At 37.0% G+C, this 18,015-nt stretch carries 12 protein-coding genes; 8 read left to right on the forward strand and 4 right to left on the reverse strand.

The features are described from left to right. Nucleotides 1-120 precede the first annotated feature (120 nt). From AC1EJ5_RS05830 to AC1EJ5_RS05865, 8 genes are all read left to right on the forward strand, one after another. Nucleotides 121-1,650, forward strand: a complete 1,530-nt coding sequence (locus AC1EJ5_RS05830; RefSeq protein ID WP_223417624.1) for a YifB family Mg chelatase-like AAA ATPase — start codon at nucleotides 121-123, stop codon at nucleotides 1,648-1,650. Further along, the gene (locus AC1EJ5_RS05835) at nucleotides 1,650-2,825 is read left to right on the forward strand and encodes a GspE/PulE family protein (protein WP_479815133.1); all 1,176 of its coding nucleotides are present in this window, start codon (nucleotides 1,650-1,652) and stop codon (nucleotides 2,823-2,825) included. Before AC1EJ5_RS05830 ends, AC1EJ5_RS05835 begins: the two co-directional genes overlap by 1 nt. A gap of 8 nt (nucleotides 2,826-2,833) precedes the next feature. Then, complete coding sequence (locus tag AC1EJ5_RS05840; RefSeq protein WP_479815135.1) at nucleotides 2,834-4,132, forward strand: S41 family peptidase; 1,299 nt, start codon at nucleotides 2,834-2,836, stop codon at nucleotides 4,130-4,132. Between the two features lie 161 nt (nucleotides 4,133-4,293). Continuing rightward, entirely contained in the window at nucleotides 4,294-4,989 is a 696-nt protein-coding gene (locus AC1EJ5_RS05845; RefSeq protein ID WP_479815137.1) for an isoprenyl transferase, read from the forward strand. Next, a complete protein-coding gene (locus tag AC1EJ5_RS05850; RefSeq protein ID WP_223417618.1) occupies nucleotides 4,986-5,765 on the forward strand; it encodes a phosphatidate cytidylyltransferase in 780 nt (259 codons plus the stop codon). Before AC1EJ5_RS05845 ends, AC1EJ5_RS05850 begins: the two co-directional genes overlap by 4 nt. 9 nt (nucleotides 5,766-5,774) lie before the next feature. Further along, nucleotides 5,775-6,788: an RIP metalloprotease RseP gene (gene rseP, locus AC1EJ5_RS05855; RefSeq protein WP_479815139.1), complete on the forward strand. Its 1,014-nt coding sequence runs from the start codon at nucleotides 5,775-5,777 to the stop codon at nucleotides 6,786-6,788. A gap of 10 nt (nucleotides 6,789-6,798) precedes the next feature. Then, nucleotides 6,799-7,857 (forward strand): flavodoxin-dependent (E)-4-hydroxy-3-methylbut-2-enyl-diphosphate synthase, encoded by a 1,059-nt coding sequence (gene ispG, locus AC1EJ5_RS05860; RefSeq protein WP_479815141.1) that lies wholly within the window; start codon nucleotides 6,799-6,801, stop codon nucleotides 7,855-7,857. After that, complete coding sequence (locus AC1EJ5_RS05865) at nucleotides 7,847-12,289, forward strand: PolC-type DNA polymerase III (RefSeq protein WP_479815143.1); 4,443 nt, start codon at nucleotides 7,847-7,849, stop codon at nucleotides 12,287-12,289. The genes ispG and AC1EJ5_RS05865 overlap by 11 nt, the downstream gene beginning before the upstream one ends. A 47-nt stretch (nucleotides 12,290-12,336) precedes the next feature. Here AC1EJ5_RS05865 and AC1EJ5_RS05870 read toward each other — a convergent pair whose 3' ends face one another. The 4 genes from AC1EJ5_RS05870 to AC1EJ5_RS05885 all read right to left on the reverse strand — a co-directional run bounded on the left by AC1EJ5_RS05870 (nucleotide 12,337) and on the right by AC1EJ5_RS05885 (nucleotide 18,014). Further along, nucleotides 12,337-14,574: an ABC transporter permease gene (locus AC1EJ5_RS05870; RefSeq protein ID WP_479815145.1), complete on the reverse strand. Its 2,238-nt coding sequence runs from the start codon at nucleotides 14,572-14,574 to the stop codon at nucleotides 12,337-12,339. Next, a complete protein-coding gene (locus AC1EJ5_RS05875) occupies nucleotides 14,574-15,269 on the reverse strand; it encodes an ABC transporter ATP-binding protein (protein ID WP_308748786.1) in 696 nt (231 codons plus the stop codon). Before AC1EJ5_RS05875 ends, AC1EJ5_RS05870 begins: the two co-directional genes overlap by 1 nt. A 176-nt stretch (nucleotides 15,270-15,445) precedes the next feature. Further along, on the reverse strand, nucleotides 15,446-17,137 hold the full coding sequence (locus AC1EJ5_RS05880; RefSeq protein WP_479815147.1) for a vWA domain-containing protein: 1,692 nt from the start codon (nucleotides 17,135-17,137) through the stop codon (nucleotides 15,446-15,448). Continuing rightward, nucleotides 17,130-18,014: a MoxR family ATPase gene (locus tag AC1EJ5_RS05885; RefSeq protein WP_308748788.1), complete on the reverse strand. Its 885-nt coding sequence runs from the start codon at nucleotides 18,012-18,014 to the stop codon at nucleotides 17,130-17,132. The genes AC1EJ5_RS05880 and AC1EJ5_RS05885 overlap by 8 nt, the downstream gene beginning before the upstream one ends. Nucleotide 18,015: the final 1 nt, after the last annotated feature.

The raw sequence follows: 18,015 nt of genomic DNA on the forward strand, positions 1-18,015 counted from the left end.
CCCTTATATTATTCACGGTGTTTTTCTCCTTTCTCCCACCCCAGCGGTGGGAGTTTTATTTTGCCTATAAAGCCAGAATTTTTATTTTATGTTATAATTATTATAAGAAAGCGAGGACTTATGTATTCTAAGACTAATACCACATCCCTAATTGGCCTTGAGGGCAAGTTAGTGGAAGTTGAAAGCGATATCACATCAGGGATGCCTGCCTTTAATATAGTTGGTCTACCTGATTCATCTATAAAAGAATCCAAGGATAGGGTGAGGGTGGCTCTTGTAAATTCATCCTATAAATTTCCTGCAGGAAGGATTACTATCAATCTTTCCCCAGCAGACCTAAAAAAAGAGGGAACTCAGCTAGATTTGCCAATTGCGATTTCTCTTCTAAGCTCTATGGGGGTTATAGATAGGGCCTACGATGACTACATATTTTTGGGAGAACTTTCCCTAGATGGGAGGATTCTGCCAATTAGAGGTGCCCTTGCCATGGTGATTTCCATGCGTGAGCAAGGCTTTAGGAAATTTATCATTTCAGAAGAAAACAAGGAAGAATGTGCGATTATTTCCGACATTGAGGTCTATCCTTTCAATAAACTAAACGATGTTGTTGCCTTTTTAAATGGTGACTTGAAGAAGGATTTTTATAAGATAAATCCAGCTCTGTTGAAGGAAGAAATTTCCTATGATTTGGATTTCAAAGACCTTAAGGGCCAGGAAAATCTCAAGCGTGCACTTCAAATTGCTGCGGCTGGTGGTCATAATTTGCTAATGGTGGGTCCTCCTGGATCAGGCAAGACTTTTTCTGCCAAACACTTGCCAACCATTCTTCCAGATATGAGTTTTGAGGAAAGAGTAGAAGTAACAAAAATTTATTCTATAATGGGTCTTCTTGATAGTGGCCACTTGGTAAGTGCAAGGCCTTTTAGGGCTCCACACCACTCATCAAGCCAGGTTGCCCTCATCGGTGGTGGGCATTCTGTGCCAAAACCTGGTGAGATAACCCTGGCACACAGGGGAGTATTATTTTTGGATGAATTTCCAGAATACCAAAAAAATGTCATCGAAGCCTTGAGAGAACCTCTTGAAAATAAGGAAATAAACGTGGCCCGTGCCCAGGCCAGTGTCAAATATCCTTCAGATTTTATTTTGATTGCGGCCATGAACCCTTGTCCATGTGGCAATTACGGCAATCCTCTTAAGGAATGTACTTGTTCGATAAATGAAATTAGAAGGTATCTAAACAAGATTTCTTCTCCAATTCTAGACAGGATTGATATCCACATAGAGATTAAACCTGTAAAATACGACGATTTGAATGATGATACCAAGTCAAAATCATCAGCTGAACTAAAAAGCGAAGTGGTAAGGGCAAGAGAAATCCAAGCGGCAAGGTACAAGGACGAAAAAATCAAGACCAATGCCTTACTTTCAACTAGACAGATGAAAAAATATATAAAACTCAGTCCAGAGGTTGAGAAAATCGGCCAGATGGCCTTTAATAAATATAATTTTTCTGTAAGGAGCTATAACAAAATCCTAAAGATGGCAAGGACCATTGCAGACCTTGAAGCAAGTGAGGAAATTACAAGTAAACATCTTTTGGAGGCGGTAAGGTATAGGTCACTTGACGATAAATATTGGAGTGTTTAATGCTTGATCAAAGGCAAATAGCCGTTGATATTGACGGCTTTATAGAAAATTTAATAGGAGAAGCTATAGGTCTTTTCGCATCTGATATCCACCTCCAACCAGAGGAAGGTTTCGGAAAAATTAGGCTAAGGATAGACGGGTCTCTTGTTGATATTATGAAAATTCGCAGGGAATATTTTGATATGTTATCTTCAAAAATCAAACTTTCCTGTGGAATGGATATTTCCCAAAAAAGAATGCCCCAAGATAGGTCTATGCAATATGAGGTTTTTCCTGGAATTGACTTTAGGGTATCGTCTGTGCCTACAATCCTCGGCGAAAAAATCGTAATAAGGATTCTTTCTGTAGATATTTTTATGGAAAAGGCTAGACTTTTGGGTTTTTCTGATGATAGCAAGGAAAAACTTACAAGGGCCATTAGGAAAAAATCTGGCATAATTTTAATGACCGGCCCAACAGGATCAGGAAAGACAACTTCCTTGTATGCCCTTCTTGAGAAACTCAACAGGGAAGAGGTAAACATAATTACAATAGAAGACCCAGTTGAATATAAGATTGAAAATATAAACCAAATTTCAATCAATGAAAAAATCGGATTAACCTATCCAGTAATCCTAAAATCTATCCTCCGTCAAGACCCAGATATAATAATGATTGGAGAGATTAGGGATAAGGAAACGGCAGAAATTGCAATAAGAGCGGCCATTACAGGCCACTTGATTTTATCAACTGCCCACACTCGCAATGCCTTTGCGGGCCTAATTAGGCTAAAGGACCTAGGAGTGGAAGATTATCTCATAAGGTCAGCTGTAAACCTACTTGCCGGCCAAAGGCTAGTGAGAAAACTGTGTGACTGCAAAAGAGAAGACGTCATGACTGATGAAGAATATGAAATAATGTCAATCTACATAGATGTGGACAGGGAAGCTCTAATCTACCGTCCAGTAGGGTGTCCTCATTGCAACGGAGGCTACAAGGGCCGCCAGGCAGTAGAAGAAGTCATGCCAATAGATAATGAATTTAAGGATATACTTAGAATTTACGGTCTAGAAAGTGAAAAAATAAAGGAAAAACTAAACAAAGACGGCTTTAGACCGATGATAGTAAACGGTCTAATCCAAGTCCTAGAAGGCGAGACTTCCTTTGAAGAAATTTTATCCGCCCTTGACTATTGAGGTTAACTATGAAGAAATTGACAAAAATACTAGGACTTCTTTTTGCGATAATAATAGGAATCACCCTATCTTTCTTATTAAGAAGCAAGGATAGTCATTTTGATTATGAAATTGATCCAAAATATTATTCCGAAGACCAAAGTCCTTTTGAAAATGACTTTGACTACGCTTTTGATACTTTGGAAAAATATTATGCCCTTTTTTATAGGAATGGGACCTATGATTTTTTGAAAAATCGAGATTCTTACAAGAAAGAAATCAAAAACCTAAAGACCGATAAGGAATTTTTCGACAAGATGAATAGGATTTTAGAAGATTTGGGCGATGGTCACACCAATCTTCTTGATAATAATGAGTCTTATGATATGAAAGAGACCTTTGTCCTTTCAAATAAGGAAGAAAAAGGTCTGGTAAATGTTGATTTGATAAATTATCTGTTTGGAACAAAAATTTCTAGTAATGAAATCATCAATAAAATTTTTAAAGAATCTAGTGCAGCTACCAAAAATTTGATAACCCAAGATATAAATAATGATATAGCCTACTTAAAAATCAGGGCAATGATTGACCCAGGAACTCCTGATTTTGAAGAAGATTTAGACCTTCTAAAGACTTATCTAAAAAAATCAAAAAATAAGAAGGCCTTAATTATAGACCTTAGGGGCAATGGTGGGGGCAATTCTGCCTACACAAATTTCTATCTATATCCAATGATTTTGGGCAAGAAAGATTTTAAAGACACCCACGAATATATTTTATTTAGGTCAGATGATGTTTTTAAGTACGATCCTCAATATCCAGAGTTAAGCGACTCCATAAAGAAAATCAAGGAATCGGATTTTGAATATTTGGAAGAAAATATTCCTTTCCTAAAAAAAGATAAGAAGATGATGAATGATATAAGAAAAAACTACACCCACATTATCTTTAATCCAGGCCTTGAAAATCCTGGTGAATTTGGAGATGAATATAAATTTAATGGCAATCTCTATCTTTTAATCGATGAGGATGTCTATTCATCAGGCCAAATTGCAGCCCACTTTTTTAGGGACAATGACTTAGGCACAATCATAGGGGAAAAGACAGGTGGCGATGGGATTGGGACCACACCCGCCATGGTAAAACTTCCTAATACAAAATATATCCTAAGATTTTCCCACGAATTAGGCCTTAGGGAAACAGAATCAATGGAAGAATCAACCTACACAATTCCAGACATAGAAATCCCAAGAAAAGACCAATCTCAAATCCCTTCTAATGATGGGTGTGTGAAGAAAGTAATAGAAATAGAATCGCAGAGCAAATAAATTTTAAGAAGTGGCATATAAAAATGTCGCTTTTTTTGTGTAATCAATCTAAGTTTTCAATTTAAAATGGAAATTAAAATCTAAAGCCTGGTTATAAGTCTAGTTTTTTATAGAAAAAATCAGGGATTTTGGGTATAGTGGTTAGGATATAGAGAGGGATTATGACTGAATTAAAAATACCTGACCACATTGCGATTATCCTTGATGGCAATGGTAGGTGGGCAAAAAAACAAAATAGACCTAGGACCTTCGGCCATAAGGAAGGTGCGGAAAATGTGATTAGGATAGCCAAGTCTTGCAAGAAGTTTGGGGTTAAGACCTTGACTCTTTATGCATTTTCCACAGAAAATTGGAAAAGACCAGCTACTGAAGTTGGTTTTTTGATGGATTTACTTATTAAATTTGTAAATTCTAAGCTAGAACAATTAATGGCTGAGGATTGTAAGGTAAATTTTTTGGGAGATATTTCAAAACTTCCAGCAAAGACCAGAGAGGCTTGTGATTTTGCCCTTGAAAAGACAAAAGATAATAAATCACTTACCATAAATATTGCCCTTAATTACGGGGGTAGGGATGAAATTGTCCATGCTTTTAAGGAAATTATGGAGAAAGGATATGGCAAGAACGACATTACAGAAGAATTAATTTCTGAAAATTTATATACTGCTGGCCAGTCCGATCCTGATTTATTGATCAGACCTGGTGGGGAAATAAGACTTTCAAATTTCCTAATCTACCAGCTTGCCTATACAGAACTATATTTTACAGATGTTTTGTGGCCGGATTTTACAGAAGATGACCTAAGGGAAGCAATCCTTGCTTTCACCAAAAGAGACAGAAGATATGGTGGCTTATGATTAAACTTTTAAATAGGGCCTTTGGTGGCATAGTTATTTTGACACTTTTAATATTAATCACCTATTTGGGTAGGATTCCTCTTGCCCTTGGTGTGGCGGCCTTTTCTTATATTGCCCTTCATGAGATGGATAAGGCTTTAAAGAAGATTGACCTTCATTTGCCTATGAAGTGCCTATATTTTATCAATGGAATTATCATGGCGGCTGCCTTTATAAATAATTCTGATATTTATATAGCATCAATTGTGGTTTCGGTTTTATATTTATTTATGTATATTATTTTGACTGGCCACTACAGCCTTTATGATGGCTTTGCTGCGGCTTTTGTCATGCTTTACGTGTCATTTCTGATTTCCCATATTCTTAGGATAAAAAATGTCTCCTACGTATGGATGCTTTATATTACTGCTTGGGGATCAGACACCTTTGCCTATATCATTGGTAGCCTTTTTGGCAAACACAAGATGGAGTGGATGGCCCACATTAGCCCAAATAAGACCATAGAAGGTTCTATTGGGGGAATTGTTGGGGCGACAATTTTAAATATTGTCTATTGCCACGAATTTGGCCTTGATAATTATATCAGGGAGATAGTTATTTTTACAATTATAGCTGCGATTATGTCTCAAATTGGGGATCTGATTGCATCTTATATCAAAAGACAAACTGGAATTAAAGATTTTGGTAATTTGATACCAGGCCACGGAGGCATCCTTGATAGGTTTGATTCTATCATGTTTATTGCCCCTGTCCTTTATCTTTTTTCTAGGGTTTAAGGAGAATAAATGAGAATATTATTAGCGGTAGTTTTATTTTTGCTACTGATTGTTTTTCACGAGTTTGGCCACTTTATTGTGGCTAAAAAATCGGGAATAAAGGTAAATGAGTTTGCTGTGGGCATGGGTCCCCTTGTTTATTCAAAGGAAAAAGGGGAGACTACCTATTCCTTTAGGGCAATTCCTATTGGAGGTTATTGTGCTATGGAGGGCGAAGATGACGAATCATCTGATCCAAGGTCCTTTGACAATGCCCCTGCCTCTAAGAGATTTCTAACAATCCTTGCAGGCCCTGTGGCAAACTTAATTATAGCAGTCCTTGTATTTACAATAGTTGGAGTAATCGGCGGCGTTGTGACTACAACAGTTTCTGACTTTATCGATGATTCCCCAGCCCAAGCCGCTGGAATTGAAAAAGGCGATGAAATTTTAAAAATCAATGGCCAAGAGATTGGAGATTTTACAGATATTTCTAAAGTTGTAAATGATTTTTATAAGGATAAGGATTTTGATAAGGGAATCACAGTTCTTGCAAAAAGAAATGGTAAAGATCTTGATTTTGCCTTTAAACCAAAGGTAGAGGGAGAGAATACCTATATTGGAATAATCCCTGCTAGACGTACACCTGGATTTTTTGAGGCTATTGGCCTTGGTTTTAAGGAAACAGGTCGCAATGTCAAGATGATTTTTACAATCTTAGGCAGGCTTTTTACTGGCAAACTTGCCTTTGGAGCTCTTTCAGGTCCTGTTGGAGTTCTTAAGGAATTAGGAAACCAAGCCCAAAATGGTCTTGCAAATTTGCTTTACTTTTTGGCTTATATTTCAGTAAACCTTGCAGTTTTTAACCTCTTGCCAATACCTGCCCTTGATGGGTCAAAGCTTTTAACAAGCGGAATTGAAATTATTACAGGCAAAAAAATTAATAAAAAACTTGAAGAAAAAATTACCATGGTTGGATTTTTCATATTACTAGGTCTAATCTTGGTGGTTTCTATAAAAGATATATTAAATTTATTTAGATAAGAAGGGAAATATGCGTAAAGAAACACGAAAAATTTTTGTAGGAGATGTTGCTGTTGGTGGCGGCTCTCCTATTTCTATCCAATCAATGACAACTGCGAAGACTTCAGATGTGGAAGCTGTTGTTAAACAAATTAAAGCTTTAGAGGCTGAAGGCTGTGATATTTCAAGGTCGGCAGTAAATACAATCGAGGATGCAAAAGCCATTCCTAAGATAAAAAGCCTTACAAATATTCCTTTTGTGGCTGACATCCAATTTGACTATAGATTAGCCCTCGCAGCTGTGGAAAATGGCTGTGACTGTTTGAGATATAATCCGGGTAATATTGGAGGTAAGGATAAGGTAGCCCTCCTTGTTGAAGAATGCAAAAAAAGGCAAATTCCAATAAGGATTGGGGTTAATTCTGGATCTGTTTCAAGAGATATAGTTGATCGATTTGGTGGAGTTAATAAGGATTCTCTTGTGGCATCCGCTATTGAAGAGGTAAAAATCCTAGAAGATATGGACTTTTACGACATAAAAATTTCTGTAAAGTCTTCTGATGTAAATACCATGATTGATGCCTATAGGCTTTTGTCATCTAAGGTAGATTATCCTTTGCATTTGGGAGTGACAGAAGCAGGCCCACTTTACCAAGCTCTTGTCAAGTCCTCAATAGGAATCGGCTCCCTTCTTAAGGACGGGATTGGCGATACTTTGAGGGTTTCTATAACAGGTGATATTGTTGAGGAAGTGAGGGCTGGAAAGGCAATACTTAAGGCTCTTGGCCTTAGACGAGATGGTCTTGATATAGTTTCTTGTCCGACTTGTTCTAGGACAACAGTTGATCTTCCAAGGATAGTTGGAGAGGTTGAGGAAAAGTCAAAAGGCCTTGATGTCAATGCCAAGGTTGCCATCATGGGTTGTCCTGTAAACGGTCCTGGCGAATCAAAGGAAGCTGATTATGGGATTTCTGCAGCCAATGGTATGGGATTTTTGTTTAAAAATGGCAAGACTGTTAAGAAGGTAAAAGAAGAAGAGATTGTTGATACCCTAATTGAAGTTTTAAAAGAAGAGAAAAATGCAAATTGACCTGGCTAAATTAATAAAAGTTAAAGAAAATTTATATACCATAATAAGTGCAATTTATTACCAAAAGGAAAACCTCCTTGAGATTAAAATAAAATCAGAAAATCCTTTGGATTCTGCTCTCGAAGAGGATTTGAGGGAATATTTTGATTTTGTTGACCTTAAGATTTCTTATGAAAAAATTATTGTAAAAGACTTTGACGATTATATCCCAGAATATGAGGGCGAAGTCGAATACGAAGATGTGCCTGATGATTTAAATGATATAGTTTTTAGGGATGAGAATATTCCAGAGCCTAGGCCAATAGAAAATTCAGCTTATCATTCAGCTAAGGGAAATTTTGGGCAAGATGAAGATGAAATCATAGATATTGATGAAAATTTAAACGAAAATCCTTTTGAAGAAGACAGTGTAAATCAAGATGAGCTTTTAAAAGAAGAAGCGGAACTTAAGGAAGAAAGCCCAGTCTCCATAGAAAATAGCTTTGAAAATAGAGATTGCGATGAAGAAGAACTTGACCAAGACCTTGAAGAAAGAGAATTAGAAGACGAAGACGAAGATTCCGGGGATGATGAAAGTATAAATTATGAGGAATCTTCTCAAATAGAAGAAAATCCACAAATAGATAAATCTTCATCTTTTGACGATTTAAAAAGGGCCAAGGAAGCCCAACTACAAAGGCAAATTGCCCAGGCTCTAAATTATCAAAACAAGCAAAAGGAAAAGGAAGAGGCCAAGAAAAATACTGACGGCCTAAATTTTGGCAGAAAAATCAAGTCTGACCCTATACAAATTGAAGATATTTACGATAAAAAGGGCATGACAAATTCTCTAATTGGGACTATTTATGGCCTAAGCTGCCTTGAAACAAAATCTGGTTATTTTATTTATACTTTTGATTTGGAAGATAAGACTGATGCAATTTCCTGCAAACTTTTTGCCAATAAGAAAAATAATTTTAAACTTGAAGATCTTAAGGATGGTATGGATGTCCAAGTTGAGGGAGTTTTAAACTTTGATGACTATGCTAAGGAAGATGTCTTTACAGTTAATTCTATAACAAATGCCTTGATTTCAAAGAAAGTAGACTTGGCGGCAGATAAGAGGTTTGAGCTAGAACTTCACTCTAAATACACCAACCTAGATGGTTTTGTGGACGATGGAGTTTTGCTAAAAGTCCTTAAGGAATGGGGCTGGGATACAATTGGTATCACCGATACAGAAAACCTACAAGTTTTGCCTTACGTTTATGATTCCTACAAGAAAAACGGAATTAGAGTCCTAAACGGTGTGGAGCTCCTCCTTGTGGAAGATGATTTGAGGATATTGACTAATCTGTCTGACAAAGATTTACCAAATTTTAAAAATCTTGAAGATGGGTCTTTTGTGGTCTTCGATATAGAAACTACAGGGCTTTTAAAATACAGGGATGCCATCACAGAAATTGGTGCTGTTAGGGTGGAAAATGGAGAAATAACTGAAACTTATAACCAATTAATAAACCCGGAAAGAATTTTGCCTGAAAAAATCGTTGAGATAACAGGAATCACAGACGCCATGCTTGCTGATAAGCCAAAAATCGACGAGGTTTTGCCAGGATTTCTAGATTTTTGTGGCGATAGTCTTTTAGTTGGCCAAAATACTGACTTCGACGTTGGTTTTATCAGAGAAAATGCTAAGAGATTGGGTTTGAAATTTGATCCAATTTATCTAGATACCCTTCCAATGGCTCGTGCACTTTTTGACGATATGGGAAAATTTTCCCTAGATAAAATCGCAAGAAAGCTTGATATACCAGCCTTTAACCACCACAGGGCATCCGATGACGCAAGGGCTACTGCCCAAATTTTTATCAAGATGTATAAGATGATTATGGAAGAAGAAGGCCTTGATATTTCAAAAATTAATAGTCTTAAGACAGTTTATCCAAAGGCTAAACACCAGACTTTTTCAGCCCTAGCTTTCGCCAAGGATAAGACAGGACTTAAAAATCTTTACAAGCTAGTTTCAGAATCTAGGATGAATCACATAGCAAATGGCGAAGCAAGAACGCCTCTATCAGTCCTTGAAAAATATAGAGAAGGCCTTGTTCTCGGAGCTGGTGGTGCGGAAGGAATGCTCTTTGAATATCTCCTAAATGAAAGAAATGACAGGGATATAAAAAGAGTTCTCGATACCTTTGACTTTTATCAAGTAGAGCCAGTTTCTATGTTTTTAGACAAGGTTGAGTCCGGAAAAATCGACTCCCTTGCCCAAGTAAAGGGGATAAATCAAAAGATAATTGATTTTGGGGAAGCTAATAATAAATTAGTTGCAGCGACAGGTGGTGTTAGATACCTTGAACCTGGCGATTACAAGCTTAGAAACGTTCTTAAAAAAGGTTCTTTCTTTTTCTACAAGGAAAATAGACCGCTTTACTATTTGAGGACCACAGATGAGATGCTAAAAGATTTTGCTTATCTTGGCGATTCAAAGGCCTACGAGCTTGTAATTAGAAATCCAAAGAAAATTGTGGCGACTCTTGAAGATATAAGGCCTATTCCTCATGGGACCTTCCCACCAAAAATCGAAGGCTCAGAGGAAATGCTCAGGGAAACTTGTTTCAAAAAGGCCCACGAAATTTACGGTGATCCTCTTCCAAAAATTGTTCAAGACAGGCTTGATAGGGAGCTTCATTCTATTATTTCAAATGGCTATGCAGTTTTATATATCATTGCCCAAAAACTTGTAAAAAAATCTAACGAAGATGGTTATTTAGTAGGTTCTAGGGGTTCTGTAGGTTCTTCCTTTGCGGCAACCATGGCTGATATTACAGAAGTAAACCCACTTTCACCTCACTATGTTTGCCCATCTTGTAAACATTCGGAATTTTTTGAAGAGGATTTGTTAGGTTCAGGTATAGATTATCCAGACAAAGATTGTCCAGAATGCGGGACACCAATGCATAAGGATGGTCATAATATTCCATTTGAAGTATTTTTGGGATTTGAAGGTGACAAGGAACCTGATATAGATTTAAACTTTGCTGGTGAATACCAACCTACTATTCATAAATACACCGAGGAACTCTTCGGAGAAGGCAAGGTATTTAGGGCAGGAACCATTGGTACAATCAAGGATAACACAGCCTTTGGTTATATCAAAAAATATATGGAAGAAAACAACCTAGACCTCACAAACGCTCAAATTAGAAAGCTACAAAGAGGTCTTAGTGAAGTAAAAAGGTCAACAGGCCAGCACCCAGGCGGACTTATAGTTGTGCCTAACGATATAGAGGTTTTTGATATTTGCCCAATCCAATATCCGGCAGATGACCCAGCAAGTGGCAATAGGACCACCCATTTCCCATACAGGGTTATGGAAGAAACCCTACTTAAGCTTGACCTTTTGGGCCACGATGTGCCTTCTGTAATCAGAAATCTCCAAGACTTGACAGGGACAGATCCTCTAAAGATAAAGATGGATGACCAGGATGTAATGAAGATTTTCTCATCTACAGAACCGCTAAAAATCAAGCACGATTTTTCAAATAATGATATAGGTACCCTCGGCATCCCAGAATTTGGAACAAACTTCGTCCGTGGTATGCTTAAGGATACCTATCCTAAGAAATTTTCCGAAATGGCTAGGATTTCTGGACTTTCTCACGGAACCAACGTTTGGCTAAACAACGCTCAGGATATAATTAAGTCAAATACAGCTGGCTTTAATGAGATTATTTCAACTAGGGATGATATTATGAACGCCCTTATCCAGGAAGGCCTTGATAAGAAAAAGTCCTTTATGATCATGGAAAAAGTTCGTAAGGGCAAGGGCTTAAGCGAAGAAGAGATTGAATACATGAGGGAAAATGGGGTTAAGGATTGGTATATAGATTCTTGCCTTAAGATTGCTTATCTTTTCCCAAAGGCCCACGCTGTTGCCTATTGTTTGATGTCCTACAGGATTGCCTACTACAAGGTTTACTATCCTGAAGCCTTCTACGCCTCATATTTCTCAAGTAAACTTGGGGACTTCACATATTCTACAATTCTATCTGGTCTTGAATCTGTCCAGATGGCCTTAAACGCCTACAAGGAAATGTTTAACATAAGCAAGAGAGATCAGGATTTGAGAACTGTCTTTGAAGTTGCAGAAGAGATGCACGCCAGAGAAATAAAAATCAGGAAGGCTGATATATACGAATCTGATGCGACCAAGTTTTTGATCAAGGATGGGGAAATTCTCCCACCTCTCGCTGCAGTTGATGATGTCAGCGAAGCTATGGCAAAAGATATTGTTGAGGAAAGAGCCAAGGGAGATTTCATCTCGATTGAAGACCTCACATCAAGGACTTCGGTCAATAAAAACGCCTTAAAGAGCCTAAAAGATTTGGGAATCATAGAAGGAATCCAAGAAGAAAATCAAATGAGCCTATTTGATGGCTTGTTCTAAGAAAAAAACTGTTGGAGAGAAGTTTTTGCTTCTTCCAACAGCTTTTTTTATCCATTTATAATTTTTAATTCCTTGACCATATCTATTTTTGAAATTTTTCTCTTTTCCAATATTTGGACTATGATAAAAATCCCTAAACTTAAGCCAATGGCCCCAAGAAAACTTGTAAGTGGAATACTAATTTCTACATAGGCATCTAATTTTGTGATGGCAAATCTTGTCATTAACTTAATTAGAAAGTCCAAGGCAGGAATCATTATGATTTCAAAGGCTAATAGGATTAGCAAGATAGGACTAGTATAAATCGCTGTACTTTCCCCATCCCTTATTCCAAATACTTTTAGGTAGGAAATATTTGTCTTTGACTTATCTATGATTAGGCTGGTTACCAAATAGGAAATGATGAGGTAAAAGGCGAGGGTTACTAGCAATAGACTATCGAAGACCCCACCAAAGGAATCTAGGAAATGAGCCATAAACTTATTCATCTCTTCCTTGTCAATTTCGTTTACTAGGAGATTTTTGTCAATATCTTCTTTGTGGTTAGATCCGTAGGCATTGAAATATTCCTTATCTTGATCCAGAATTTTATTTATATTTTCCCTTTTGCCGAGGATTTGAAACTGGTTGTTATTTTTATCTATTGATTTTATCTTTAGCTTAACCTCGCTATAATTGAAATTTTCTAGGGCATTAATCTCATCGCCTGCTTTTAATTTATAAACCTTGGCAAGACCATTTGAAACTATAACATCATTATTATACAAATCTTCAATGTTTAAATCCTTATATTTTGAATCGGCATCTACTCCTAGGCACTGGATTTTTTTGTTATTGAAATCTACTAAGTCAAAATTCATCATAGTAATTTTATCAGCCTTGATTTTAGGGTCTGGAGATTTTACTATATAGGTGTGGTCATATTTCATCGAATCTTTAACTTTTTGTGCATAGTCTGTAAAAATTGGCTTTACTCCTAGGGAATAAATCAAAAGAATATTGGCAAGACCTATTCCAAAAATTAAGCTGATTATATTTGCCCTGTTGGCAAAGATAACCCTAAGTCTGAATTTATTTAAAAATTTAAAATTAGATAAGTTTATCCTCTTCCTTGATTTTGGAGTTTTTAAGGTATTTCTTAAAAAATCAATGGTTTTGTAATTAAGAGCCTTATTTATAACAAGGAAGTTTATTATTAAATATATCACAAGAGGTATTAGGCTTGTGAGGATGAAGGACCTTAGATTAAAGGAAACTACGAATTTTGGTAGGTCGTAGGACTTGTAGTAAAGACTTGTGTAGGTCTTGTAGGCATAGGTGTAGGAAATAATATTGCCGATAAGACAGGCAAGCAAAGTGATAAAGATAGGCATGACCATATAGGATTTTCTTAGTTCACTTTTTTTGTAACCTGAAGCGAGAAGGGTGCCGATAATTGGTGCTTCTTCTTCAATCAGGCTTTTGACTTGGATGGCACTGATAAAGGCGATAGCAAGGACTAAGACTACCATAAGGGCTGTCATCATTGGCACGTCACCACCCATATCTTCTATAAAATACCTCATGCATTGGTTGTCATACTTTAAGATTGAATCAGTGACCATATTTTTCTGGTTTGTGATTTTTAATAAGTCCTTTTGCTTTTCTCTTGCCTTAGACTTTGACAAATCTTCCTTATCTTTATAGGAATATTGGTAGGTGATTTGGTCTGAAATATCTTTTAACTTACCTTTTGCCACAAGTCCCACCCCAAAAAATCCTGGATCCATGACAAGGTCACTATTGTTTTTTAGGAGGGTAGAGTAGTCTGGAAGGGCGATGAGACCTACAATCTTATAATCTTTTCCTTCTAGGCTAAGCAAATCTCCAGTTTTTAGGCTATTGGCCCTAGCGTAGTTTGCAGAAAGAGCGATTTCGCCCTTGGTCTTAGCAAGTCTTCCTTCTAGGATTGATGGAAGATTGATTTCGTCCCTATTTTCAAATACTCTTAGGGTTTTATTGTCGCCAGCCTTTGCTTTTACATAAAAATTCTCGTACAGGCTTATCTTCTTATCTTCTAAGTCTTTCTTTACATTCTCATCTAATTTATCTAGGCAGGTAAAATTTCCATCTTCAACCTTGCCCTGGTCAATTAGGTCGTAGTAGAGTTTTTTTGTAGAATCTTGGGCTATAAAAAATGATGAAGAAAAAATAATTATGAAACAAAGAGCGAGGAAAATCGGCAAGACCCTGGAAGGATGAAAGTAAACTTGCCTGTAAGCTCTCTTATAAATTGGGTTTTTCATTACCAAGTTACTTCCTTTGCTAAAATTTTTCTTTCGTTTTTTATGTATGATTTTACCTTGCCATCGTGTAGGTTTAGGATATAGTCACACATCTTGCTTATTTGTATGTTGTGGCTGGCTATAAGGATTGTTGAACCATAGTCCTGGTTCATTTTTTCAAGCAAGTCAAGGACTTCCTTGGCACTTTCGTAATCAAGAGCACCTGTTGGTTCGTCACAAATAAGGATTTCTGGTCTTTTTATAAGGGCCCTAGCGATTGAGGTTCTCTGAGCCTGACCGCCAGATATTTCATTAGGAAATTTATTAACCTGGTCTTTTATTCCCAAATCTTCCACAAGTTTATTTATATCTAGGGGATTTTTTGCCAGAAACTTTCCGACTTCTATATTTTCAAAAACATTAAGGTCACTAATTAGATTATAAAACTGAAATACAAAACCCAATTTTTCTCGCCTATAGTTTTCCAAGGCTTTTTTGCCCATCTTAGCAAGGTCTTCTCCTAAAACATGGACCTCGCCAGAATCGATAGATTCAATGCCTCCGATAATATTAAGTAGGGTGGACTTGCCAGATCCAGAAGGTCCTAAAATGCAGATGATTTTGCCTTTTTCTATGTCAAGGTCAATATTTTTCAAGACTTCAATCTTTGCTTGGCCTTGACCGTAACTTTTATATAAGTTTTCAATTTTGATCATAAAAGCTCCTTTGAAATTGATAATCTATATCATTATTATATCACGATTGAAAATTGCCGACAATAGTTATGGACAGGTTTTGAAGGAAAAATAAAATTTAAAAAGCTAGAAAATCATTAGACCAAGCAAAAATAAAATTATTCTTTATAAAATGCTTGATTTTTTACTTTTCTAGCTTATCTTTCTATGGACGATATTTGTTTTTTGATAAATTTCCCGCAGGCATTAGCTATAGCGCTTGCCTTGTCGATTTTTATGAAGTTTGATCTGTAGATTTCTTTGGCATTTTCAACATGGTCGCCACTTATGATAGCAGCAATTTTCAGGCCTTTTTTCCTGAGGATATTGAGGTTTTTCTTGGCGTCTTCAAGACCAACTTGATCTTGGTAAGGCCTATTAAGTTTAAAACCGTCAGTAATTAGGGGCTTTAGGTCTTGGGGGTTGGCATCTGTGAGAATTATGGATAGGGTGTCTTTGATATTTTTATCCAAAATCGCCCTATAGGCACTAAATACAAGCCCGTCCCTGTTCCAGCCCATAGCCTTAAAGCGAAAAATTTTCTTGATTTCGGCCTTTTCCTCGTAGTCTTTGAGGATGGTTAGGATTGTAAAATCTCCTACTGTCTGAAAGGAAATCACCCTAACTAATATAGAGTTGTTTTCAAGAGATTTGGCTAGGATATAGGCTTCGATAGCGACTTCTGATTCCTTATCAAGGAGGGAAGCTGATCCGTCAACTAAAAGGTCTACCTTCATTGATGGGTCGGTCACCAAGTTTTTCTTCTTGAAAATCCTTGCTCTGTCGGTAATTTCGGCCTTGTAGGCAAGGTGGGAGACGAGTTTTCCTCTTTGAGAAATGTCTTCATCAAAAGATGATGTGAGATTCAATTTAAGTTTTATTTCCTTTGATAAGACCGATATGGCTCTTGTGTAGGCGGATTTATTTTCCTTAAATTTTAAGAGATGCCTTTGGATAGCCTTTTTATTAAGGTCTTGGTTAAGGTCCCTATCATTTTCTGAAATCCCCCTAGTATAAAAAAGTCTGGATTTTTTGTGGCCACCAGTGCACAAGTCTCTTTCAATTCCAAGCCTAATTTTTTCATCAAAAAGGCCTTTGCCAAAGGTTTTTTCTATGTAAGCTAGGCTTTCTCTTCTTTTTTTTATTTTAAAATCCAGGATAAAAGACCCAAGTCCTCTTGATTTTTGAGCTTTTCCAGCAAAGCTTGCCGGCATATTTGACCTTTCAAGGCTAACCATGCCTGCACTTTCAAAGAGAGAAAGATTTAAGGATGGTAAATTTTTCAAGATATTATTTTCTCTATATCCTAGGTAGAATTTAAAGAGATCTATGACTCTTTTTTCTAAATTATTCTTGTCAGTATCGTCTGGAAGTTTTAGATTATTATATAGTTTCAAATCTCTTTCGGGAATTTTCCCTTGCTTTTCTCCTAGGATTTCCTTCATTCTAATTAACTCTAGCCTGTAAATTTGATTTTGCCTAAGGGCAAGGTTACGTCTTTGGAGATCGTACTTGTCGTCTAGGAACTTTTGGGCATAGGTCCTTCTTAAAGACTCTAAAACTGGTCTTTGCTCGATTTCTTTATTGTAGGCAAAGTCTTCTAGGATATAGATTAAGGCGAGGTCGTACCTATCACGTCTTGGGTTATAGGCCCAGGCATCAAAAAGATTTTGAATTTCTTCTTGACCCAGATATTTTATAGATAGGCCAATTATCAAATTGAGGTAAAAATCGGGATTGCCGTCAATATTTTCTCCTATGATAAAATTTTCAAAGTCGTAATTAGATGCCCCTGCCCATTGGAGGTTATATATTCTATTTTCATTAATTTGGTCTTGATCCCTAGTCATTTGTCATGTCTTTTTGGTAAATATTTTCTGGAAAACGTGCCTTTAGTAAGTCTTCAACGAGGTCGGCCTCATAGTCATCGAAAATCTTATTTACAAGACAAAGTCTCATTGCTTCCTTAAATTCTAGGCCTTCCTTGATTAGGTCGAGTCCGTCAAAAATCCCCCTTAAATCTGGGGCAGAGTCGGAAATCTCGTGAGCTGATGCCTTGTCTTTTAGGTCGTGAAAAAAGTTTTCAAGGTCGTTTATATAAGCTTCCTTAAGGTCTGGGTGGTGGGTCTTTATAAGGTATTTTAAATCATTATCTAAAATCCTAGGCATTTTGATAATGGCAAACCTAGATAAAAGGGCTTCGTTTAGGTCACGAGTGCCCTCGTAGCCGTAGTTCATAGTCCCTATAAAACGGGTGGCAGGGTGGACGTTAATTAGTTTGTAGCCAGGCACGTCAATCCTTCTCCTGTAGTCAAGGACAGAGTGGAGGACGGCCATGGCTTCGTTTTTTGCCATATTTATTTCATCAAGAACAGCAAAACCACCGTAGCGACTGGCAAGAGAAATTGGTCCTTCCCTAAAGGTAACAGATCCTGATTTTAGGGTGTCATCGCCAATTAGGCTTGAGGCATCAACGCTTACGTGGAAGGATATATTCCACATAGGGCGGGCAAAAAGATAGGCCAAATTTTCTGCAAGGACGTTTTTACCTGTGGACTTATCTCCAACCAAAAGGATATTTTTGCCGGCAAGGATGGCTGCAATTGCCTCTTCTAAGATAGTATTGCCCATGTATAAAAATTTGGGATTGGGAATCCTGTCTTCTAGGTCCTTGTCGAGTGGATATTTATTTTTAAATTCTTCGATTTTTTTATGAAAGTTTCTCATT

Source organism: Anaerococcus sp. C0059F3, from assembly GCF_056590475.1.

Bases quoted from the DNA above. Each gene is read 5' to 3' on its own strand.
- AC1EJ5_RS05830 (WP_223417624.1), top strand. From the start codon at position 121: ATGTATTCTAAGACTAATACCACATCCCTAATTGGCCTTGAGGGCAAG.
- AC1EJ5_RS05835 (WP_479815133.1), top strand. From the start codon at position 1,650: ATGCTTGATCAAAGGCAAATAGCCGTTGATATTGACGGCTTTATAGAA.
- AC1EJ5_RS05840 (WP_479815135.1), top strand. From the start codon at position 2,834: ATGAAGAAATTGACAAAAATACTAGGACTTCTTTTTGCGATAATAATA.
- AC1EJ5_RS05845 (WP_479815137.1), top strand. From the start codon at position 4,294: ATGACTGAATTAAAAATACCTGACCACATTGCGATTATCCTTGATGGC.
- AC1EJ5_RS05850 (WP_223417618.1), top strand. From the start codon at position 4,986: ATGATTAAACTTTTAAATAGGGCCTTTGGTGGCATAGTTATTTTGACA.
- rseP (WP_479815139.1), top strand. From the start codon at position 5,775: ATGAGAATATTATTAGCGGTAGTTTTATTTTTGCTACTGATTGTTTTT.
- ispG (WP_479815141.1), top strand. From the start codon at position 6,799: ATGCGTAAAGAAACACGAAAAATTTTTGTAGGAGATGTTGCTGTTGGT.
- AC1EJ5_RS05865 (WP_479815143.1), top strand. From the start codon at position 7,847: ATGCAAATTGACCTGGCTAAATTAATAAAAGTTAAAGAAAATTTATAT.
- AC1EJ5_RS05870 (WP_479815145.1), bottom strand. From the start codon at position 14,574: ATGAAAAACCCAATTTATAAGAGAGCTTACAGGCAAGTTTACTTTCAT.
- AC1EJ5_RS05875 (WP_308748786.1), bottom strand. From the start codon at position 15,269: ATGATCAAAATTGAAAACTTATATAAAAGTTACGGTCAAGGCCAAGCA.
- AC1EJ5_RS05880 (WP_479815147.1), bottom strand. From the start codon at position 17,137: ATGACTAGGGATCAAGACCAAATTAATGAAAATAGAATATATAACCTC.
- AC1EJ5_RS05885 (WP_308748788.1), bottom strand. From the start codon at position 18,014: ATGAGAAACTTTCATAAAAAAATCGAAGAATTTAAAAATAAATATCCA.